A 22107-nucleotide genomic window follows, 5' to 3' on the forward strand; every position below is an offset into this window, starting at 1 on the left:
CCTCCCGCACCCGGCCGCGGCCTCGCCCACCATGGCGCCTTGGTACCCGCACACCGCGGTGCCCGCCCCGGTCGGGAGGAGCGGGCACCGCGGCCGCATGGGTGCTGTTGCGTCTCGGGCGGCTTCGGGCCGGGCGTCAGACCGCCATGGCGCGGTCGTTGGGCCCGATGGGCGAGGGAAGTGCACTCGCGCCCATGAGGAAGCGGTCGACTCCCTTGGCCGCCGAGCGGCCCTCGGCGATCGCCCAGACGATGAGGGACTGGCCGCGGCCTGCGTCGCCCGCGACGAAGACACCGTCGACGCTGGTGGCGTAGTTGCCGTCGCGCGCGACGTTGCCGCGCTCGTCCAGCGCGACGCCGAACTGCTCCACCAGGCCGTTCTCGCGGTCCACGCCGGTGAATCCCATGGCGAGGGTGACCAGTTGGGCCGGGATCGTCTGCTCGGTGCCGGCCTTCTGCTCCATCTTGCCGTCCTTCATCTCCACCTCGATCAGGTGCAGCCACTGGACGTTGCCGTCCTCGTCGCCCTCGAAGTGGGTGGTGCTGACGGAGTAGACCCGCTCGCCGCCCTCTTCGTGCGCGGAGCTGACCTTGTAGAGCATCGGGAAGGTCGGCCACGGCTGGTGCGGTGCCCGCTCCTCACCCGGCTTGGGCATGATCTCCAGCTGAGTGACGGAGGCCGCACCCTGCCGGTGTGCCGTACCGACGCAGTCGGCGCCGGTGTCGCCGCCGCCGATGACGACGACGTGCTTGCCCTCGGCGCTGATAGGGGAGACCGTGAGGTCGCCCTCCTGCACCTTGTTGGACAGCGGCAGGTACTCCATCGCCTGGTGGATGCCGTTCAGTTCACGTCCGGGAACCGGCAGGTCGCGGGCAGTGGTGGCTCCCGCAGCGATGACGACCGCGTCGTGCCGCTTGCGCAGCTTTTTCGCGTCGAGGTCGCGGCCGATCTCCACCTCGGTGCGGAACTTGGTGCCCTCCGCGCGCATCTGCTCGACGCGGCGGTTGATGTGCCGCTTCTCCATCTTGAACTCGGGGATGCCGTAGCGCAGCAGCCCGCCGAGCCGGTCGGCACGCTCGTAGACGACGACGGTGTGGCCGGCTCGCGTCAGCTGCTGCGCCGCCGCGAGCCCTGCGGGACCGGAGCCGATGACGGCGACGGTCTTGCCCGAGAGCCGCTCCGGCGGCTGTGGGGTGACGTGCCCGTTGTCCCACGCCTTGTCGATGATGGTGACCTCGACGTTCTTGATGGTCACCGGCGGCTGGTTGATGCCCAGCACGCACGCCGACTCGCACGGAGCGGGACACAGCCGCCCCGTGAACTCGGGGAAGTTGTTCGTCGCGTGGAGCCGCTCGCTGGCGGCGCTCCAGTCCTCGCGGTAGGCGTAGTCGTTCCACTCCGGGATCAGGTTGCCGAGCGGGCAGCCCTGGTGACAGAAGGGGATGCCGCAGTCCATGCAGCGCCCTGCCTGCTTGCTGACGATGGGCAGCAGCGAACCCGGAACGTACACCTCGTTCCAGTCCTTGACCCGCTCCTCGACGGGACGTGACTGCGCGACCTCACGGTCGGTGTGCAGGAAGCCCTTGGGGTCAGCCATTGGTCGCCGCCTCCATCATCTTCTCGTAGGTCTCGGACTCGCTGAGTCCGGCTCGCTCGGCGGCGTCCTTGGCGGCGAGCACTGCCTGGTACGTGGCGGGGATGACCTTGCCGAAGCGCGTGATCGCCGTGTCCCAGTCGGCCAGCAGGGCCTCGGCGACGGTCGAGCCGGTCTCCTCGTGGTGGCGGCGCACGGCGTCGTGCAGCCACTTCCTGTCGACGTCGTCGAGGTCCTCGTGCCCGAACACGGCATCCCGCAGGCCCGCGTTGACGTTGTCCGGGTCGAGGTCGATGACGTAGGCGATGCCACCCGACATGCCGGCGCCGAAGTTGCGTCCCGTCTCCCCCAGTACGACGGCCGCGCCGCCCGTCATGTACTCGCAGCCGTGGTCGCCCACGCCCTCGGAGACGACGAGCGCACCGGAGTTGCGGACGCAGAAGCGCTCGCCCACGCGCCCGCGCAGGAACATCTCGCCGCCCGTCGCCCCGTAGGCGAGGGTGTTACCGGCGATGGTGGAGAACTCGGCGAGATGGTCGGCGCCACGTTCCGGCCGCACGACGATCCGGCCTCCCGAAAGCCCCTTGCCGACATAGTCGTTGGCGTCGCCCTCCAGGCGCAGCGTGACGCCACGCGGCAGGAAGGCGCCGAAGGACTGGCCGGCGGAACCGGTGAAGGTGAGGTCGATGGTGTCGTCGGGCAGTCCGGCGCCGCCGAACTTCTTCGTCACCTCGTGTCCGAGCATCGTGCCGACGGTCCGGTTGATGTTGCGGATCGCGATGCGGCCGCGCACGGGCTGCGCCTCCTGCGCGGAGTCGGCGGACAGCGCATCGGCGGACAGCTTGATCAGCTCCACGTCGAGGGCCTTGGCGAGGCCGTGGTCCTGCTCGACGACCTGGTGGCGCACCGCGCCGTCGGGCAGGTCGGGGATGTGCAGCAGCGGCTCCAGGTCCAGGCCCTGGGCCTTCCAGTGGTCGACGGCGCGGGAGACGTCGAGGAGTTCGGCGTGCCCGATGGCCTCGTCGAGGGTCCGGAAGCCCAGCTCGGCGAGGAGCTCGCGGACCTCCTCGGCGATGAACTGGAAGTAGTTCACGACGAATTCGGCCTTGCCGTTGTACCGCTCGCGCAGCACCGGGTTCTGTGTGGCGATGCCCACCGGGCAGGTGTCCAGGTGGCACACCCGCATCATCACGCAGCCGGAGACGACCAGCGGCGCGGTGGCGAAGCCGAATTCCTCGGCGCCGAGGAGCGCGGCGACGACCACGTCACGCCCGGTCTTCAACTGTCCGTCGGTCTGTACGACGATGCGGTCGCGCAGCCCGTTGAGCAGCAGCGTCTGCTGCGTTTCGGCCAGACCCAGCTCCCAGGGCCCGCCCGCGTGCTTGAGGGACGTGAGCGGGGAGGCGCCCGTACCGCCGTCGTGCCCGGAGATGAGCACCACGTCGGCGTGCGCCTTGGAGACACCCGCGGCGACCGTTCCGACGCCGACCTCGGAGACGAGCTTGACGTGGATACGGGCCTGGGGGTTGGCGTTCTTCAGGTCGTGGATGAGCTGTGCGAGGTCCTCGATGGAGTAGATGTCGTGGTGCGGCGGCGGCGAGATGAGGCCGACGCCCGGCGTGGAGTGCCGCGTCTTGGCGATCCACGGGTAGACCTTCGGGCCGGGCAGCTGGCCGCCCTCGCCGGGCTTGGCGCCCTGGGCCATCTTGATCTGGATGTCGTCCGAGTTGACGAGGTACTCGCTGGTGACGCCGAAGCGGCCCGAGGCGACCTGCTTGATCGCCGAGCGGCGCGCCGGGTCGTACAGGCGCACCGCGTCCTCGCCGCCCTCACCGGTGTTGGACTTGCCGCCCAGCTGGTTCATGGCGATGGCGAGGGTCTCGTGCGCCTCCTGGGAGATCGAGCCGTAGGACATGGCTCCGGTGGAGAAGCGCTTGACGATCTCGCTGACGGGCTCGACCTCCTCGATGGGGATCGAGGGGCGATCGCCCTTGAGCTGGAAGAGCCCGCGCAGGGTCATCAGGCGCTCCGACTGCTCGTCGACGCGCTGCGTGTACTGCTTGAAGATGTCGTAGCGGCGTGCCCGCGTGGAGTGCTGGAGGCGGAAGACCGTGTCCGGGTCGAACAGGTGCGGCTCGCCCTCGCGGCGCCACTGGTACTCGCCGCCGATGTCCAGCGCCCGGTGCGCCGGTGCGATGCCGGTGGCCGGGTAGGCCTTGGCGTGCCGTGCGGCGACCTCCTTGGCGACGACGTCCAGGTCGGCGCCGCCGATCTTCGTCGTGGTGCCGTGGAAGTAGGTGTCGACGAACGACTCGTCGAGGCCGACGGCCTCGAAGACCTGGGCGCCGCGATAGGAGGCGACGGTGGAGATGCCCATCTTGGACATCACCTTCAGCACTCCCTTGCCGAGCGCCTTGATCAGGTTGCGGATGGCCTCCTCGGCGTCCATGTCGCCGGGCAGGAAGGTACCGGCCCGCACCAGGTCCTCGACGGACTCCATCGCCAGGTACGGGTTGACCGCGGCCGCGCCGTAGCCGATGAGCAGCGCGACGTGGTGCACCTCGCGCACGTCGCCGGCCTCGACGAGCAGGCCGACCTGGGTGCGCTGCTTGGTGCGGATCAGGTGGTGGTGCACCGCAGAGGTCAGCAGCAGCGACGGGATCGGCGCGTGCTCGGCGTCGGAGTGCCGGTCGGAGAGGACGATCAGGCGGGCACCGGCCTCGATGGCGGCGTCCGCCTCGTCGCAGATCTCCCTGAGACGGTCGGCCAGGCCCCTGCCGCCCGCGTGCACGCGGTACAGACCGGAGAGCGTGGTCGCCTTGAAGCCGGGCAGGTCGCCGTCGGCGTTGATGTGTATGAGCTTGGCCAGCTCGTCGTTGTCGATGACCGGGAAGGGCAGGGTCACGCTGCGGCAGGACGCTGCGTTCGGCTCCAGCAGGTTGCCCTGCGGACCGAGCGAGGAGTTCAGGGAGGTGACCAGTTCCTCGCGGATGGCGTCCAGCGGCGGGTTGGTGACCTGCGCGAACAGCTGTGTGAAGTAGTCGAAGATCAGCCGCGGACGGTCGGAGAGCGCGGCGATCGGCGAGTCCGTGCCCATCGAGCCGATCGGCTCCGCCGCGGTCTTGGCCATCGGCGCGAGAAGGACGCGCAGCTCCTCCTCGGTGTAGCCGAAGGTCTGCTGGCGGCGGGTGACGGAGGCGTGCGTGTGCACGATGTGCTCGCGCTCGGGCAGGTCGGCCAGGTCGATGAGACCGGCCTCCAGCCACTCCTCGTACGGCTGCTCGGAGGCGAGCTGCTCCTTGATCTCGTCGTCCTCGATGATGCGGTGCTCGGCGGTGTCGACGAGGAACATGCGGCCGGGCTGGAGCCGGCCCTTGCGCACGACGCGCGAAGGGTCGATGTCGAGGACACCGACCTCGGAGCCGAGGACGACGAGCCCGTCGTCGGTGACCCAGTAGCGGCCGGGACGCAGACCGTTGCGGTCGAGGACGGCGCCGACCTGGGTGCCGTCGGTGAACGTGACGCAGGCGGGGCCGTCCCAGGGCTCCATCATCGTGGAGTGGTACTGGTAGAAGGCCCTGCGGGCGGGGCTCATCGAGTCGTGGTTCTCCCACGCCTCGGGCACCATCATCAGCACCGAGTGCGGCAGCGAACGTCCGCCCAGGTGCAGCAGTTCGAGCACCTCGTCGAAGGTGGCGGAGTCGGAGGCGCCGGGTGTGTTGACGGGGAAGATCCGCTCCAGCGCCCGTACCTGCTCGCCTTCCTCGGCTCCGCGTCCGAACAGCTCCGAGGACAGCTGGGACTCGCGGGCACGCATCCAGTTCCGGTTGCCCTGCACCGTGTTGATCTCGCCGTTGTGCGCCACGAAGCGGTACGGGTGCGCCAGCGGCCAGCTCGGGAAGGTGTTGGTGGAGAAGCGGGAGTGCACGAGCGCGATGGCGCTGGTGAAGCGGCGGTCGGACAGGTCGGGGAAGAACGGCTCCAGCTGCCCGGTGGTGAGCATCCCCTTGTAGACGACGGTGCGGGCGGAGAGCGAGGGGAAGTAGACCCCGGCCTCGCGCTCGGCGCGCTTGCGCAGCACGAAGGCGAGCCGGTCCAGCACGATGCCCGAACGGGGGGCGCCGGTGTCCTTGTCGGCCGTGGCGTCCTTCACGAACAGCTGGCGGAAGGACGGCATGCTCTCGCGGGCGCCCGGGCCCAGCAGTTCGGGTGCCACGGGTACGTCGCGCCAGCCGAGTACTGCCAGTCCCTCCTCGGACGCCAGCGTCTCGATCTGCGAGACGGCCTCGGCGGCCTCGACCTCTTCGGCGGGCAGGAAAGCGATGCCGACGGCGTAACTGCCGGCCTCCGGCAGGGAGAATTCGACCGTCTCACGGAGGAAGGCGTCGGGGACCTGCAGCAGCAGACCGGCGCCGTCGCCGGTCTCCGGGTCCGCTCCGGTCGCGCCGCGGTGCTCCAGGTTGCGCAGTACGGTCAGCCCCTGCTGCACGAGATCGTGGCTGGGTTCACCGCTCAGGGTCGCCACAAAGCCGACCCCGCAGGCGTCATGCTCGTACCGGGGGTCGTACATGCCCTGCTTTGCAGGGTGGGCCGCCTGAAACGATGCACGCATCGGCTCTCCCGTCGTCGTCGTGGCCGGGCTCCCCCGGGGGGCACCTCCCTGGGGGCACCTCCCCGCGAAGCGTGGGGGAGAAGCCAGGAAGCGGTGGCGCCTGGGGGGCTGCAGGTCCCCCCGGAAGACCGGAGGGGGTGCCGAGGGACGACGTTGGCCCTCTGCAGAACAAATTTCCGTGAAGGTTACATGGTGGACCAGACCTCGGAAAAAAGATGTGTCGTCTCGGATCGTGGGCGCGACGACCACATAGCGATACCGGGAGGTTCGGCCCCCAGGACCTGCGCCGGGGGTGCGGATGGCCCCTGCGCAGCAGCACGGCGTGCGGCCCCCTTGCGAGCTTCATTGCCCGCGGACCTTCGGGCTCTTGCCCCGGGTCAGAGGGCCTGAAACCGCGTGGTAACAAGAAGATCGTACCGAGGATGCCGCCGATCGGGCCATGTGCTCACCCCAGGGCCACGCCGAAGGCGGCGCCCAGCGCGTACGTCACCGCCGCCGCACCGGCGCCCAGCGCCAGCTGCCGCAGCCCGCTGAACCACCACTTCCGGGCCGTGACACGAGCCACCATCGCACCGCAGGCGAAGAGACCGGCCAGGGCCAGCACGACCGCGTACCAGAGCGAGGTCGCCCCCAGCAGATACGGGAGGACCGGCAGGACCGCGCCCACGGAGAAGGACAGGAACGAGGAGACCGCCGCGGTTGTCGGCGAGGGCAGGTCGCCCGGGTCGATGCCCAGCTCCTCGCGGGCGTGCGTCTCCAGGGCCTTCTCCGGGTCCTCGTGGAGCTGCCGCGCGACCTCCATGGCGAGCCCGGGCTCCACGCCGCGCGACTCGTAGACGTCGGCGAGCTCCTTCAGCTCGTCCTCGGGGTGGCGTCGCAGCTCATGGCGCTCGACCTCCAGCTCCGCCTGGACCAGCTCGCGCTGCGAGGCGACGGAGGTGTACTCGCCCGCGGCCATCGAGAAGGCGCCGGCCACCAGGCCCGCGAGGCCGGAGATGACGATGACACGGTTCGAGGCGGAGCTGCCGGCGACGCCCGCCACGAGCCCGAGGTTGGAGACGAGCCCGTCCATGGCACCGAAGACGGCAGGACGCAGCCAGCCGCCGTTGATGTCCCTGTGCGTGTGGGTGCCGTCCGCACCGCGCGCTGTGTCCCGCTCCATGACCGCCATGTCTTGTCCGCTTCCTCTGCCGCGGTGGAGCCGTCCGCGGCGCCACCCTCCAGCACTTCGAAGGTATGCGCGATATGGCCAGGGCCGCCAGCAAGGAAGGCCGAACTTACCTGGTGAGAGACGTGGTTCCGAGAGAACCGCGCCCACGGGGTTGACGCCCGCGATCCGTGGCCGCAGGATTCCTGTCCGTGGCTGTAAACGTTTCCAGTTCTGGAGGTCCCCGCAGGCCCGCCAGGGCCGAGAGGGCCGGTCCCCCCTCCACGGCTGCTCCTACGGCGTCAGGTCCGAGTCGAAGGGGTGGAGTGGCGTGGTGACGACAGGCGGACCTCCCACCGTCGAGACGATCGCCGAGCGCGCAGGCGTCTCCATCGCATCGGTCTCCCGCGTGCTCAACGGGCACGGGGCGAGGCCCGAGACCGTACGCCGCGTCGAGCGCGCCGCCGCCGAGGTCGGATACGTGGCCAATGCCGTGGCCCGCTCCCTCAAGGGCGGCCGCACGAAGCAGCTGACCTTCGCCATGCAGGACATCGGCAACCCCGTGTACGTCGAGATGGTCCGGCAGATCCAGACGATCACCAAGGCACAGGGCTACCGGCTGCTGCTGCACTCGACGGACGCGGTCGCCGAGGACGAGCTCGCAGTTGTCCGCAGCCTGGCCGACCGTACGAGTGACGGCCTGATCCTCTGCCCCATCCGCATCACGCCGGAGCACGTCGAGGCGCTGCGTACCGCCGCTCAGCCGGTCGTCGTCATCGGCTCGCTGCCCGACGACGCCCCGGTCGACAGCGTGCGCGCCGACTCCGTCACCGGCGCCGAGCTGGCCGTGCGCCACCTCGCCGGGACGGGCCGCCGCCGCATCGCCTTCATCAACGGGCCAGCCGACACCGTCCCCGGCCGCAACCGCCGCCTCGGCTACCGCAGGGCGCTCGACGCGTGCGGCCTGCCCGCCGATCCCCTGCTCGCCGTGACCACGGAGTTCACCATCGAGGCGGGAGCCCGCTCGGTGGAACGGCTGCTGGAGCGGGAGGCTGCGCCCGGGGACGGCCTCGACGCCGTCTTCTGCGCCAACGACCAGCTCGCCCTCGGCGCCTCGCAGGCTCTCCACTCCAGGGGGCTGCGCATCCCCGAGGACGTGGCGGTCGTCGGGATGGACGACACGGCGCTGGTGCGGGCCTGCTGGCCGCCGCTGACCAGCGTCGACCTCGGCTCCGCGGAGCGCGGCAGGATCGCCGCCGAGATGCTGCTGGAGCGGATAGGCGGACAGGGGCCACCGGTGCCGCCGCGGGTGCGGACCGTCACGCCCCGGCTGGTCGTACGCGCCTCCTCCGCTCCCGACGCGTCGGCTTCCGGCAGCGCGGCCGACGGGGAGGTGACCCCATGAGCGTCACCGCCCCCGGAGCCTCCGCCCGCCCGAAGGGCGCAGGCACCCCGCCGCCCAGGTCCGCACCGGAGCGCAGAAGGGCCCTCGGGCTGGACCGGGACGCATGGTTCCTGCTGCTGCCCGCCCTGCTCCCGATTCTGCTGCTGAGCGCGGGCCCCTTGCTGTACGGGCTCTCGCTGGCCTTCACCGACGCGCAGTCCGGCCGTACGGCGGTCACGAAGTTCACGGGCGTCGCCAACTTCGCGGATCTGCGGCTTGACTCCCTCTTCTGGGACTCCTTCAAGATCGGCCTCGTGTGGGCCGTGTCAGTGACGGCGCTGCAGTTCCTGCTCGCGCTGGGCCTTGCCGTCCTGCTCAACCAGAACCTCCGCTTCCGCTGGCTGGCCCGTACGCTCGCGCTCGTCCCGTGGGCGATGCCCGAGGTCGTCGTCGGCGTGATGTGGCGGCTGGTCTACAACCAGGACGCCGGCATCCTGAACGCCACGCTGCGCGACCTGCGTCTGATCTCCGAGAACGTCGACTGGCTCGCCGGTGTCTCGCTCGCCCTGCCGGCAGTGATCGTGGTCGGCGTATGGGCGGGGATGCCGCAGACGACCGTCGTCCTGCTGGCCGGACTGCAGAACGTTCCGCTGGAGCTGCACGAGGCGGCCGCGCTCGACGGCGCGGGTGTGTGGCGCCGCTTCCGGGCGGTGACGTGGCCCGCGCTGAAGCCGGTGGTGCTGGCGATCACGGCGCTCAACTTCATCTGGAACTTCAACTCCTTCGGCCTGGTCTATGTCCTGACCGGCGGAGGGCCGGGCGGTCAGACCCGGCTGCCGATGCTCTTCGCCTACGAAGAGGCCTTCCGCTACGGGCAGTTCGGCTACGCGGCAGCCATGGGCCTGGTGATGGTCGCGGTCATCGCCGTGCTGCTGGCGGTCTTCCTGCGCAACCGTCTGAAGGAGGACGAGCAGTGATCACCTCCCGATCGGGCACCGCGCGCGCCGGGCAGTACCTGGCACTGGTCTGCTATCTGGTCTTCCTCGCCTTCCCGCTCCTGTGGCTGGTCTCCACGGCCTTCAAGTCCCCGCAGGAACTGGGCTCCGTGGACGCGTCATGGCTTCCGCGCGACCCCTCGCTGGACAGCTTCACCGCCGCGTTCGGGCAGCAGCCGCTGGCGCGTTCGGCGCTCAACAGCCTGATCGTGGCGTCCTGTGCGGCGGCGATATCGGTGGCGATCGCAGTCCCGGCGGCGTACGTGATGGTCAGGTACCGCTCGGCGGTCGGCAAGGCGGCGACCGGATGGATCCTGGTCAGCCAGATGTTCCCGTTCGTGCTGGTGATCATCCCGCTGTTCCTGGTGCTGAAGAGTCTCCACCTCATCAACTCCCTCACAGGCCTGGTCCTTGTGTACGTGGTGTGGAACCTGCCGTTCGCGCTGTGGATGCTCCAGGGCTACGTACGTGCCGTGCCCGCCTCGCTGGAGGAGGCCGCCGCGATCGACGGCTGCGGGCGCCTGCGCACCCTGCTCAGCGTGGTCCTTCCGCTGCTCGCACCGGGCCTGGTCGCCACGGTGATGTTCTCCTTCGTCACCGCCTGGAACGAGTTCTTCTTCGCCCTGGTCCTGCTCAAGTCACCGGAGAAGCAGACGATGTCCGTGATCCTCACCCACTTCATCGGCGCGGAGGGCGCGGCCGACCTGGGGCCCCTCGCGGCGGCCGCGCTCATGGCCACCCTCCCGAGCCTCCTGTTCTTCGCGCTGCTCCAGCGACGTCTGGTCAGCGGCATCATGAGCGGGGCGGTGAAGGGCTGATGCGACGCCGCGACTTCCTCACCACGGCAACTGCGGCGGCCTCCGCACCCGCCCTGATCGGCGGCTGCGCGGGATCCCCCGCGGACTCGGGACCGCTGGACTATCTGAGCCTCGCCTGGCAGAAGGAGTCCATCGAGGTCAACAAGGCACTGGTGGCCGAGTGGAACGAGCGCAACCCGTCGGTGAAGGTCCGCTATGTGCAGGGCGCCTGGGAAAGCGTCCACGACCAGCTGCTGACGTCCTTCGAGGGCGGCGAGGCACCCGACATCATCCACGACGAGGCCAACGACCTCACCGACTTCGCCCACGGCGGCTACCTCGCCGATCTGCGGCCGCTGCTGCCCGATGACCTCAAGAGCCAGATCTCCCCGGCCAATTGGGAGACCGCCACGATCGCCGGCGGCATCTACGGCGTACCGTTCCTGCACGATCCGCGGGTGCTGATCGCCAACCGGAGGCTGCTGGAGAAGTCCGGTGTGCGGATGCCGACGGTCGCGCGGCCGTGGAGCTGGGGCGAGTTCGAGGACGTCGCGAAGGAACTCACCCATTCCCAGGGGCACAGCCGCACGTACGGCGTCGCCTGGTCCATGAAGGAGCCCGTCAACCAGTCGGTGAACCTCACGATGAGCACCGGCGGCGCCGTCTTCCACCGCGAGCACGGCAAGGACGTCATCCGCTTCGACGAGGCCGACTCCCGCGTCCCCGAGCTGATACACCGGCAGGTCAACGAGGACCGCACGGCGGCCAGGAGCACCCTCGGCATGGCCGGCTCCGACACCCTTCCGGGGTTCTTCGCCGGGCGCTACGCGGTCGTGCCGCTCAACTTCTCCTTCCGGCAGCAGGTCCAGCAGCAGGCGCCCGACGGCTTCGAATGGGTGACGCTGCCCATGCCCGCCGGGCGGGGCGCTCCAGGCGGGGGACAGTTCCAGGGTGTGAGCCCGCAGACCCTGTCCGTCTCGCAGGACACCTCGCGGAAGAAGGCAGCCATGGCGTTCATCGCGTTCATGACCCGGCCGGACCATATGGCGCGCCTCGCCGAGGGCGACTGGCTGGTGCCCACGGGACATGAGGCGCTGCGCGATCCCGCTCTCAACACCGACGAGCACGGCTGGAGCACCGGGCTCCGCATCGCCTCCGACCTGCGGGCCTCCCCTGTGCTCGGGGTGCGCGGCTATCCCGAGTGGAAGGACAAGGTCGCCACTCCCGCCTTCCAGGAGTACTACGCGGGCAGCATCGGCCTGCGCGCCCTCCGCGACAAGCTCGTGGACGACGGCAACCGCATCCTCGCCAGATACCAGCGCTGAAGCCGCCCCTCGCACACCCACGCCACGGCACCCACGAGTCACAGCACAGAACGGCAACCCGCACCATGAGCGCAGCCCCCGCCTCCTCCTTCCTCTCCCCCGCCCCGGATCCGCCGCCCGACGCACCACCGGCAGCGCCGCCCGCCGCCGCCCTGCGCGAGAGGGCCCGCGGCGGGATGCTGGGGCTCGCGGTCGGCGACGCGCTCGGGGCTCCCGCCGAGAACATGAAGCCCTCGCAGATCAGGGAGCGGTGGGGCCGCGTCGAGGGCTTCGTCGAGGAGGAGCCGTCGGGAACCGACGACACCGAGTACGCCATCTTCTCGGGGCTGATGCTCGCCGAGCACGGCTCCGACCTGACCCTCGCGCACGTCGAGGCCGCATGGCACCGCTGGATCGCCAACCTCGACGAAGGGCCCTTCCGCGGCGCCGGGTTCAGCGAGCGCGGCACGCTGGAGAACCTGCGCCGCGGCCTGGCCGCCCCGATCTCCGCGCAGCACCGGCACGCCTGGAGCGACGGACTGGCCATGCGTGCCGCGCCGTTCGGCATCTTCGCCGCGGGACGCCCCGCCGAGGCCGCGCGTCTCGTCGCGCTCGACGGCACCGTCAGCCATGACGGCGAGGGCATCTACGGAGGGCAGGCCGTCGCCGCCGGCGTGGCCGCCGCGATGGTCGGACGCAGCACCGATGCGGTGATCGCGGCCGCGCTGTCCGTCGTGCCCGAGGACTCGTGGACGGCGCGCTCGCTGCGGCGCGCCGTCGCGACGGCCCAGCGCGTCCGCCACGACCGGGACGCCACGCGGCTGGGACGGGAGCGCGCCGTGCGCTCCGCCGTCGTGATCGGCGGCTACCCGTGGATGGACCTGGCGCCCGAGGCGGTCGGGCTCGCCTTCGGCGCCTTCGCCGTCGCCCGGGGCGACTTCCGGGAATCGGTGCTCACCGCCGTCAACATGGGCCGTGACGCCGATACGACGGCCGCCGTCGCGGGTGCGCTCGCGGGGGCTCTCGGCGGGGCCGGCGCCGTACCCGGGGAATGGGCGGCCGCGATCGGGCCTGCGCGGGGAAGCTGCCTGCCGTCGATGGCGGGCTACCACGTCCTGGACATCGCGGAGTTGCTCACTCCGTCACCGCCGGGGTCGGCGCCCCGTCGCAGCGGTGGCGGCGAGAGGCCGAAGCGATGAGCGCCGCGAGCGACGGCAGAGTCGTCAGGGCACGCGGAAGGCGGCCCGGGGCCGAGGGCCCAGCCGACACCGGCGCGCACGGCGACCGGGTTCCGGCAGGCCCCCGCCGGATCGAGGGCCTGCTCCTCGGGATCGCGGCGGGCGACGCGGCGGGCTGGCCGGCCGCCCGGCACCGCGCCTCCCGGATGCCGGAGTGGACGCGGCGGCTGACCCGGGAGCTGGACACCTTCGCCGAGCTCAACGCGACGACCACCCTCCCGGTACCGATCGCCCTCAACCAGCCGCCGGAACCGCTGCGGCTCGGCCCGTCCGACGACGCGGAGTGGGCCGCGTTCACCGCCGAGTCGGTGCTCACCGCCGCCGGGGCGCTGCTGAGCGATCTGGGACGGGACCGCCGGATGCGGGCCGCCGTCGACCTGGCCTGGAACGAACTGGCGGGCGAGGTCGCCGCCGCGGCGGGCCGCGCCCCGGAGGTGGAGTCCGCGGTGCTGCCGCTGCGTGCCCGCATCTCCGTACGGGCGGGACTGGGGAACCTCGCCACGGGGCTGCGGCCCCCTGCGACCGGGCACGACAACCCCCACTTCTTCGACGACGCCGCGTGCGTGCGTGCGGCCGTACTGGCGACGGTGCACCCGGGGAACCCTTCCGCCGCCGCGGATCTCGCCGAGTGTGACGCCCGCTACACGCAGGACGGCGACGGCGTGCACGGCGCCCGCGCCATGGCCGCGGCTGTGGCCGAGGCACTGGGCGGTGCGGACGTCGAAGCATGCGTGGCAGCGGCGCTGGATCAGATGCCCTCCGGTACGGAGATCCGCCGCAACGCGCGGCACGCCGTACGGCTCGCGCAGGAAGCGGCCGCCGACCGGCCCGGCATGGCGGGCAACGCCTTCGCTCTGGTGCCGGTGCTGGAACACGAGATCGTCGACCATATCTACAGCTACGGCATCGCCGCGGCCGAGACCGTGCCCGTCGCGCTCGCCCTCTCCCTCGCCGGGAACGGCTCGGTGGCGGAGGCCGTGCCGGCGGCGGCCTGCCTCTCGCGGGTGGCGGACTCCGCTCCCGCGCTGGCGGGGGCGCTGACCGGAGCGATCGGCGGCGCGGCGGACATCCCGCGCAGCTGGCGCGAGGCCTGCCGCACGCTGTCCGGCTGCGCGCTGCCGCGGCTGGCCGGGAGGGACCTGGTCGAGCTCGCCGAACTGCTGGCGCGTACCGAGCTGACCGCGCCCGAGGGGACCCCTGTGGAAGGAATCAACTGCGCATGACGCCCACGCACACACCGACGCTGGAGGACCGCACCACCGGCTGCCTGGTCGGGGCCGCGGTCGGCGACGCCCTCGGCGGACCGGTCGAGGGGTGGAGCCCCGAGCAGATCGTGGAGCGCCACGGCGGCCGGGTGCAGGGCATCGTCGGCCCCTTCTACGAGGACTGGCGCAACGCCCGGCCCATCGCCCCGTACCACAAGGGCGACGGGCACGTCACCGACGACACCCTCATGACGCACGCCCTGGTGCGGGTCTACGAGAAGGTGCGCGACCACCTGGACGCCTACGACGTCGCCGAGCGTCTGGTGCCCGATCTGATGGGGAATCCGCGCTGGATTCCCGAACTCGAGGCCGAGGCACTGCCGTTGCAGCGCATCTTCCTCGCCGAGAAATGGATCGTCGCGCGGCTCCACTACGGCCACATGGATCCGAGGGAGGCGGGCGTCGGCAACATCGTCAACTGCGGTGCCGCGATGTACATGGCGCCCGTGGGCCTGGTCAACGCCGGTAATCCGGCGGCTGCTTACGCGGAGGCGCTGGACGTCTCCGGTGCTCACCAGTCCTCTTACGGGAGGGAGGCGGCAGGGGTGTTCGCCGCGGCAGTCGCCTCGGCCTGCAGACCAGGCTCGACGCCGCGGTCCGTCGTCGAGGACGCACTGGAGCTGGCCAAGGACGGCACCCGGGAGGCGATCGCCGCGGTGTGCGAAGTGGCTGCGCGGCACAGCGACTTCGAGGGCGCGCTGAAGCCCCTGCGTGAGGCCGTGGCTCCGTACGACACCGTCGGCCCCGAGTACCGCAGCCCCTCGCTCGGCGCGCGCCGTCCCTCCCGGCTGCACTCCATCGAGGAACTCCCCATCGCCCTGGGCATGTTGCTCGTAGGGGACGGCGACTTCCGCCGCACCGTGCTCGGTTCGGTCAACTACGGCCGTGACTGCGATTCCATCGCGACGATGAGCGGGGCGGTCGTGGGTGCCCTGCGGGGCGCGTCGGCCGTGCCGGAGGAGTGGAGCACGGAGGTCGCCCGCGCCAGCAGGCTCGATCTGCACGCACCGGCGGCGGCGCTCGCCGAGGTCACCCGCGAGATCTTCGGCCGTGACATGGAGCGCCGCCGCGCACACGAGCGCGCGTTCACAGCCATCGCGGCAGACGCGACGAACGCGGACGCCGCTGACGCGGCCGGCTCGGCGAACGCGGTCTCGTGATGCGCCTGACGTGGATCCAGCCCGAGGACCTGGTGGGCCACGAGTTGCGGCAGGCCGCCGAGGACGGCCGCGACGCCTCGGCGATCGAGCGCGTGTGGCGCGACGCGGGCGGGACCCCCGCACCCGAGCGCGCCGGTGCGTCCACAGCTCAGGCCGACGGACGGCTGCGGGAGACGGCCCTGCGGCTCCTCGACGAACTGGCCCTGCTTCGCTCGCCGTCGGCCGCGGACGAGCCCACGGATCTCGCCGCGATCAGGGCCGCGTGCCCGGACTGGCCCGAAGCGCGGCAGCCGCAGGAGCCTGGGGACGCCCACACCGTCGCCGGCCTGCGGGAGCGTCTCGAGGCGGCGTGGCTGGGCCGGGCCGCGGGCTGCCTGCTCGGCAAGCCCGTCGAGAAGATGCCGCTCTCCGGAATCCGCGAGATCGCCCGCGCCACCGGCAACTGGCCGCTCGACGACTGGTTCACGCAGACCGGTCTCCCCATGGAGACGGCACGGCGCCTGCCCTGGAACCGGCGCAGCGCCTCCACCTCCCTGGCGGAGAACATCGACGGCATGCCGGAGGACGACGACCTCAACTACCCGCTGCTGGGACTTCTGTTGCTCCAGCGCCACGGCCACGGATTCGGCACCGCCGACGTCGCCTCGCTCTGGCTGGACGAACTGCCCGCCGGCCGTGCGTTCACCGCGGAGCGCATCGCGTACCGCAACCTGCTCGACGGCCTGGTGCCCCCGGACACCGCCCGCCGCCACAACCCGTTCCGTGAGTGGATCGGCGCGCAGATCCGCGCCGACGTCTTCGGCTGGACATCTCCGGGCGACCCCGCGACCGCCGCCGAACTGGCATGGCGCGACGCCACGTTGAGCCACACGGGCAACGGCGTGTACGGGGAGATGTTCGCCGCCGCCGTCATCGCGGAGGCGGCCTCCGGCGCCGCCCCGGACGTCATGGCATGCCTCCGTACGGGACTGCGGGTCGTGCCGGCTCGCTCCCGTCTCGCCCGGGCCGTGACGTTCGGGATCGAAACGGCGCTCGCCGAACCCGCAGGCACCGCGGCTGGTTTCGAGTGGGTCGTGGACCGTCTCCACGAGGAGTACGGACACCACCACTGGGTTCACGTCCTGCCGAACGCCGCGCTGCTGGCCGCCGCGCTCACCCACGCCCGCGGCGATTTCACCGGCTCCATCTGCCGTGCCGTCTCCGGCGGTTGGGACACCGACTCCAACGGCGCGACCGCCGGATCCGTCGCGGGGCTGCTCGCCGGCTCGCCCGGTGCGCTTCCCTCACGCTGGACCGCCCCATTGAGGAACCGCCTGGCCACGAGCGTGAGCGGCTTCGACGGCACCGGCTTCGACACCCTCGCCCGCCTCACCTGCGACCTCGCCCTCCCCCGCCCGTCCCCGGACCTACAGGAGACCCCCGTACCGTGACTCGCACGACACCGCCTGCCAAGTCCTCGTCCTCACCGGCCATCGCGGTGCTGGGCAGCACCAACATGGACCTCGTCGCCTACGTCGCGACCGCGCCGCACCGCGGCGAGACGGTCACCGGCCGCGCCTTCCGCACCGTCCCCGGCGGCAAGGGCGCCAACCAGGCCGTCGCGGCGGCCCGTTCGGGCGGATCGGTCACGATGATCGGCGCCGTCGGGGACGACGACTTCGGCGTGCGCCTTCGGGCGTCGCTCGCCGGTGACGGTGTCGACACCGGCGGCCTGCGCACCGTGGAGGGCGAGAGCGGCACCGCGCACATCGTGGTGGACGACGACGGAGGCAACGCCATCGTCGTCGTACCCGGCGCGAACGGCACCGTCGACGGCCTCGCCGACGGCGACGAGCAGCGCATCGCCGCGGCCGACGCGCTGCTCCTCCAACTGGAGATCCCCCTCGGCGGCGTCCTCGCGGGTGCGCGTGCGGCACACGAACATGGCGTTCGCGTCGTTCTCACCCCGGCCCCCGCGCAGCCACTGCCCCCCGAACTCCTCACCGTCACCGACTTGTTGGTCCCCAACGAGCACGAAGCCGCCGTCCTGACCGGCAAGTCCGACCCGTACGACGCGGCATCCGCCCTGCTCGCCCTCGTGCCCGAGGTCGTCGTCACCCTCGGCGAGAAGGGCTCGCTGTACGCCGTACGGGACGCGGAACCGGTGCACGTACCCGCCCCCCGCGTGAAGGCCGAGGACACCACGGCCGCCGGGGACACCTTCGTGGGGGCGCTGGCCGTCGCCGGCGGCGAGGGCCGGACGATGCCCGACGCCCTGGCGTGGGCATCGTCGGCCTCCGCGCTGTCGGTTCAGCGCCCGGGCGCGTCCGCGTCCATGCCGCACCGCACCGAGACCGACGCCTTCGCCGCCACGCTCCACGGAAGCCGGACACCGTCATGAACGACGTGCACGACCTGACCGGGCCGGCCACCGGCCTCGCCGAGCGGGACCCGGCACCCGCCCCGCTCGAAGGACTCCGCGTCCTCGACCTCGCCACCCTCTTCGCGGGCCCTCTCGCGGCCACCATGCTCGGCGACTTCGGCGCCGACGTGATCAAGATCGAGCATCCGCGCAGGCCCGACCCGTCACGCGGCCACGGACCCGGCAAGGACGGCGTCGGCCTGTGGTGGAAGCTGCTGGGCCGCAACAAGCGAAACATCACTCTCGATCTGTCCACGCCCGGCGGCCGGGATGTTCTGCTGCGCCTCGCCGAGCAGTCCGACGTCGTCATCGAGAACTTCCGCCCCGGCACCCTCGAGAAGTGGGACCTGGGCTGGGAGGAGCTCTCGGCCGTCAACCCGGGACTGGTGCTGGCACGCGTCACAGGCTTCGGACAGTTCGGCCCGTACGCGCGCCGCCCCGGCTTCGGCACGCTCGCCGAGGCCATGAGCGGCTTCGCGGCGATCACCGGCGAACCGGACGGGCCGCCGACGCTCCCGCCGTTCGGGCTCGCCGACTCCATCGCCGCGCTTGCCACCTCATACGCCGTGATGGCGGCCCTGCGCAGCCGGGAGAGAACCGGGCGGGGACAGGTCATCGACATGGCGATCATCGAACCGATGCTGACGGTGCTGGGACCGCAACCCATCTGGTACGACCAGCTCGGCTACGTGCAGCCCCGCACCGGCAACAGGTCCGCGAACAACGCGCCCCGCAACACCTACCGCACAGCGGACGGCGCGTGGCTGGCGGTCTCGACCTCTGCGCAGTCCGTCGCCGAGCGGGTGCTGCGCCTCGTCGGGCACCCCGAGTTCCTCGACGAGCCGTGGTTCGCCTCGGGCGCCGGCCGTGCCGCGCACGCGGACGAGCTCGACGAGGCGGTCGGCGGCTGGATCGCACGGCACGACCGGGCCGAGGTCGTCGCCGCGTTCGAGCAGGCCGAGGCGGCCGTCGCGACCGTCAACGACATCCGCGGCGTGATGGAGGACGAGCAGTACAAGGCCCTCGACTCCATCACGTCCGTCGAGGACGAGGAACTGGGCACCGTCCGCATGCAGAACGTGCTCTTCCGGCTCTCCGAGACGCCCGGCGCCATCAAGTGGGCGGGCAGGCCGCACGGTGCCGACACCGACACGGTCCTTGTCCAGGCCGGCCTGAGCGAGCAGGAGATCACCGCCCTGCGGGACGGCGGCGCGCTGTGATGGGCGGACGGCTCCGGGACGTCGCACACGGTACGTCCGGCACCGGTCCGGAAGAGCTGCCGCTGACCTGGCTCTACGCGCCCGGGGACCGGCCGGACGTCGTACGCAAGGCCCTCACCTCCGGCGCCGATGTGGTGATCGTCGACCTGGAGGACGCGGTCGCGCCCGAGCGCAAGCCTTACGCGCTGCGTGCCACGGCCGAGCTGCTCGCCGAACCGCGTCCCGGGCCGGTGCCCGTCCATGTGCGGGTCAACGCCCTGGACGGGCCGCTCGCCGAGGCCGAGGTGCGCACCCTCGCGACCCTGCCGGGGATCGCCGGGCTGCGGCTGCCGAAGGTCGACGCCGAGGCGGACGTCCTGCGGGTAGCCCAGAGGGCGCAGACGGCGCGGGAAAGTGCAGCACGGGAAGGACAGCCGGACGAAGGGACGGCCGGTCCTCCGCCCCTGTACGCGCTGCTCGAATCCGCTCTCGGCATCGAGAACGCCTTCGTCGTCGCCACGGCGCACCCCGCGGTCCGCGGCATCGCACTGGGCGAGGCGGATCTGCGCGCCGTGCTCGGTGTGACGGGAGAGGCAGGGCTCGCCTGGCCCCGGAGCCGGGCCGTGGTCGCCGCACGCGCGGCAGGGCTGGCTCCGCCGCCACAGTCCGTCTATCCGGACGTCTCCGATGTGGAGGGGCTCGCCCGGTCCTGTGCCGAGGGCCGCAGCCTGGGCTTCCTGGGGCGTACCGCGATCCACCCGTGCCAGCTGGAGACCATCGAGCGGGCGTATCTGCCCACAGGTCAGGAGATCGAGGCCGCCGAGGAGGTCGTGAAGGCCGCGGCCACGGACGGCGGCGCGCTGGCGCTGGCGGACGGGCGGTTCGTCGACGCGGCGGTCGTCGCCGGAGCGCGGCGGACGCTGGCCCTCGCGAGGCGCCGCAGCTGAGGAGCAAAGCAGCGGCGCAGGCGCACGTCATGCGCCTGCGCCGTCATCACGCAGTCCCCAGCGAGGGTGCGAACGTCAGGACGCTCCGCTGGAACTCTCGGGGGCCGACACGGCGGACGTCGGCCCGTCGCCGCTCCCTGCCACGTCGTCCCTTGGCCCCTTCGGTGACGCCGGGTCGGCGGGCGCGGTGACCGTGGCGCTCTTGCCGCCGGAAGAGGAGCCGCCGGTGCCGGAGTCCTCCGGCTCGACGATCTCCTCCCTGCCGGGCCGCGTCCGCGCGGAGATCACGATGCCGACCACGGCGGCGACGAAGACGAGGATCGAGGTCCAGTCGTTCAGCCGCAGACCAGCGATGTGGTGCGCGTCGTCGACACGCAGGTACTCGATCCAGAACCGGCCGACGGTGTACGACGCGATGTACAGGCCCAGGACACGGCCGTGTCCGAGCTTGAAGCGGCGGTCCGCCCAGATCACCAGGAACGCGACGCCGACGCACCACAGGGACTCGTAGAGGAACGTCGGGTGGTAGGTGGTCAGGCTCGGGGTGTCGACGGGCCTGTGCTGCGGGTCGATCTCGACGGCCCAGGGGAGATCCGTGGCCCGGCCGTACAGCTCCTGGTTGAACCAGTTGCCCCAGCGGCCGATGGCCTGCGCGAGCGCGACGCCGGGGGCCACCGCGTCCGCGTACGCCGGGAGCGGGATGCCCCGCCTGCGGCAGCCGATCCACGCGCCCAGGGCACCGAGCGCGACCGCGCCCCAGATGCCGAGCCCGCCGTCCCAGATCTTGAAGGCGTCGACCCAGTTGCGGCCCTCGCCGAAGTAGAGCTGGTAGTCGGTGATGACGTGGTAGAGCCGCCCGCCGACCAGACCGAACGGCACAGCCCACACGGCGATGTCGGCGACCGTGCCGACGCGGCCGCCGCGCGCGACCCAGCGGCGTCCGCCGAGCCACACCGCGACGAAGACGCCGATGATGATGCAGAACGCATAGCCGCGCAGCGGAACCGGTCCGAGATGAATCTCGCCGGCCGAGGGGCTGGGGATGAATGCAAGGATCTCCATGGCGTTGCCGACGCTACCCTGCTCTGCCTCGCCATCGGCAATGCACCCTGTGCAACAGCTCCATAACGGCCGATCGGCGCACGCCGCGGATCCGCCATACCGTCAGATCCCACGGTCCAGAACGCGGCCCCGCCCGGGCATTCGCCCGGACGAGACCTTCGTCACATCAGAGGTCCGGCCACGCGCGGAGGGCGCCGGGCGCTCAGCTCTTCGCCAGGACCTTCTTCTTCAGGGACGCCGGAGTCAGGGGCTTGCTGCTGCCGTAGATGTTCTCACCGTCGAGCAGCACCGTCGGCGTCGACTGATGGCCCGACTTCTTGAAGGAGTCGCCGGTCTTCTTCACCCAGTCGTCGTGCGTGCCGCCGGTGACGCACTCGCGGAAGCCCGAACCCTTCACACCGGCCTTCCCCGCGAGCTCGATGAGCCGCTGACGGCTGCTGAAGGCGTCGCTCTGCTCGGGCGGCTGGTTGCGGTACAGCACGTCGTGGAAGCGGCGGAAGGTGCCCTCGTCCCGGGCACAGGCCGCAGCGTTCGCCGCACGGTGCGAGCCCTTACCGCCCATGTTGTCGTCGATGATCGTGACAAGGTGGTACTCCGTCCGGAGCTTGCCCTTCTTCTCCAGGGCCCGGATCGTGGGGCTGAACTGCTTCTCGAACTGCCCGCAGGCCGGGCAGCGGAAGTCCTCGTAGACGGTGAGCTTCGCGGGTGCGTCCTGCTTGCCCACGGCGATCGGCTTGGCGTCGTCAGCAGACCCCTTCCCGGAGGTCTGCTGGGCGACCAGGGCACCCACTCCGGCACCGACGGCCAGCACTGCGACGACCACGCCGGCGACCTTGAACTGCCTGCCCCGTTTCTCGGTGGTCCGCCGACGCTGTTGCTCGGCCCGCATGCGCTCCGTGGCGGTGCGGTTCCCCTCGTGTCCTTCGTTCATCTTCTGGCTCTTCACACCGTGAGCCAACGAACGGAAGCCCGTACCGCCTGCGCGACCGCCCCGCGTTTCGC

At 71.5% G+C, this 22107-nt stretch carries 16 protein-coding genes; 11 read left to right on the plus strand and 5 right to left on the minus strand.

Annotated elements, in window-relative coordinates; genetic code table 11:
* Nucleotides 1-136: 136 nt before the first annotated feature.
* The 3 genes from I004_RS0111740 to I004_RS0111750 all read right to left on the minus strand — a co-directional run bounded on the left by I004_RS0111740 (nt 137) and on the right by I004_RS0111750 (nt 7377).
* Entirely contained in the window at nt 137-1597 is a 1461-nt protein-coding gene (locus I004_RS0111740) for a glutamate synthase subunit beta (RefSeq protein WP_028435652.1), read from the minus strand.
* Complete coding sequence (gltB, locus tag I004_RS0111745; RefSeq protein ID WP_028435653.1) at nt 1590-6206, minus strand: glutamate synthase large subunit; 4617 nt, start codon at nt 6204-6206, stop codon at nt 1590-1592. The genes I004_RS0111740 and gltB overlap by 8 nt, the downstream gene beginning before the upstream one ends.
* Before the next feature lie 445 nt (nt 6207-6651).
* Nucleotides 6652-7377 carry a VIT1/CCC1 transporter family protein gene (locus I004_RS0111750; protein ID WP_028435654.1) on the minus strand — a complete coding sequence of 242 codons (726 nt, stop codon included), beginning with the start codon at nt 7375-7377 and terminating at the stop codon, nt 6652-6654.
* A gap of 310 nt (nt 7378-7687) precedes the next feature.
* Between I004_RS0111750 and I004_RS0111755 the strand changes: the two genes are divergently transcribed.
* The 11 genes from I004_RS0111755 (at nt 7688) to I004_RS0111805 (ending at nt 20043) form a co-directional block, all read left to right on the plus strand.
* Nucleotides 7688-8758 carry a LacI family DNA-binding transcriptional regulator gene (locus tag I004_RS0111755; protein ID WP_028435655.1) on the plus strand — a complete coding sequence of 357 codons (1071 nt, stop codon included), beginning with the start codon at nt 7688-7690 and terminating at the stop codon, nt 8756-8758.
* Nucleotides 8755-9714 (plus strand): carbohydrate ABC transporter permease, encoded by a 960-nt coding sequence (locus tag I004_RS38985; protein ID WP_028435656.1) that lies wholly within the window; start codon nt 8755-8757, stop codon nt 9712-9714. The genes I004_RS0111755 and I004_RS38985 overlap by 4 nt, the downstream gene beginning before the upstream one ends.
* A complete protein-coding gene (locus I004_RS0111765) occupies nt 9714-10550 on the plus strand; it encodes a carbohydrate ABC transporter permease (RefSeq protein ID WP_028435657.1) in 837 nt (278 codons plus the stop codon). The genes I004_RS38985 and I004_RS0111765 overlap by 1 nt, the downstream gene beginning before the upstream one ends.
* Nucleotides 10550-11854 carry an extracellular solute-binding protein gene (locus tag I004_RS0111770; protein ID WP_028435658.1) on the plus strand — a complete coding sequence of 435 codons (1305 nt, stop codon included), beginning with the start codon at nt 10550-10552 and terminating at the stop codon, nt 11852-11854. Before I004_RS0111765 ends, I004_RS0111770 begins: the two co-directional genes overlap by 1 nt.
* 65 nt (nt 11855-11919) lie before the next feature.
* Nucleotides 11920-13032 (plus strand): ADP-ribosylglycohydrolase family protein, encoded by a 1113-nt coding sequence (locus I004_RS33495; RefSeq protein ID WP_078511028.1) that lies wholly within the window; start codon nt 11920-11922, stop codon nt 13030-13032.
* A complete protein-coding gene (locus I004_RS33500; protein ID WP_037975826.1) occupies nt 13029-14294 on the plus strand; it encodes an ADP-ribosylglycohydrolase family protein in 1266 nt (421 codons plus the stop codon). The genes I004_RS33495 and I004_RS33500 overlap by 4 nt, the downstream gene beginning before the upstream one ends.
* Nucleotides 14291-15496, plus strand: coding sequence for an ADP-ribosylglycohydrolase family protein (locus tag I004_RS33505; RefSeq protein WP_051344946.1), 1206 nt, complete (start codon nt 14291-14293; stop codon nt 15494-15496). The genes I004_RS33500 and I004_RS33505 overlap by 4 nt, the downstream gene beginning before the upstream one ends.
* Entirely contained in the window at nt 15496-16926 is a 1431-nt protein-coding gene (locus I004_RS0111790) for an ADP-ribosylglycohydrolase family protein (protein WP_037975828.1), read from the plus strand. Before I004_RS33505 ends, I004_RS0111790 begins: the two co-directional genes overlap by 1 nt.
* Before the next feature lie 65 nt (nt 16927-16991).
* Nucleotides 16992-17876 (plus strand): ribokinase, encoded by an 885-nt coding sequence (locus I004_RS0111795; protein WP_037975977.1) that lies wholly within the window; start codon nt 16992-16994, stop codon nt 17874-17876.
* Nucleotides 17873-19117, plus strand: coding sequence for a CoA transferase (locus I004_RS0111800; RefSeq protein WP_078511030.1), 1245 nt, complete (start codon nt 17873-17875; stop codon nt 19115-19117). The genes I004_RS0111795 and I004_RS0111800 overlap by 4 nt, the downstream gene beginning before the upstream one ends.
* Nucleotides 19117-20043, plus strand: a complete 927-nt coding sequence (locus I004_RS0111805; protein WP_051344947.1) for an HpcH/HpaI aldolase/citrate lyase family protein — start codon at nt 19117-19119, stop codon at nt 20041-20043. Before I004_RS0111800 ends, I004_RS0111805 begins: the two co-directional genes overlap by 1 nt.
* A gap of 75 nt (nt 20044-20118) precedes the next feature.
* On the opposite strand, the gene lgt is transcribed toward I004_RS0111805, so the two are convergent.
* Nucleotides 20119-21105, minus strand: coding sequence for a prolipoprotein diacylglyceryl transferase (lgt, locus tag I004_RS0111810; RefSeq protein WP_028435663.1), 987 nt, complete (start codon nt 21103-21105; stop codon nt 20119-20121).
* Between the two features lie 202 nt (nt 21106-21307).
* The gene (locus tag I004_RS0111815) at nt 21308-22051 is read right to left on the minus strand and encodes a DsbA family protein (RefSeq protein ID WP_486579939.1); all 744 of its coding nucleotides are present in this window, start codon (nt 22049-22051) and stop codon (nt 21308-21310) included.
* Between the last annotated feature and the right edge of the window lie 56 nt (nt 22052-22107).

Source organism: Streptomyces sp. TAA486, assembly GCF_000426165.1.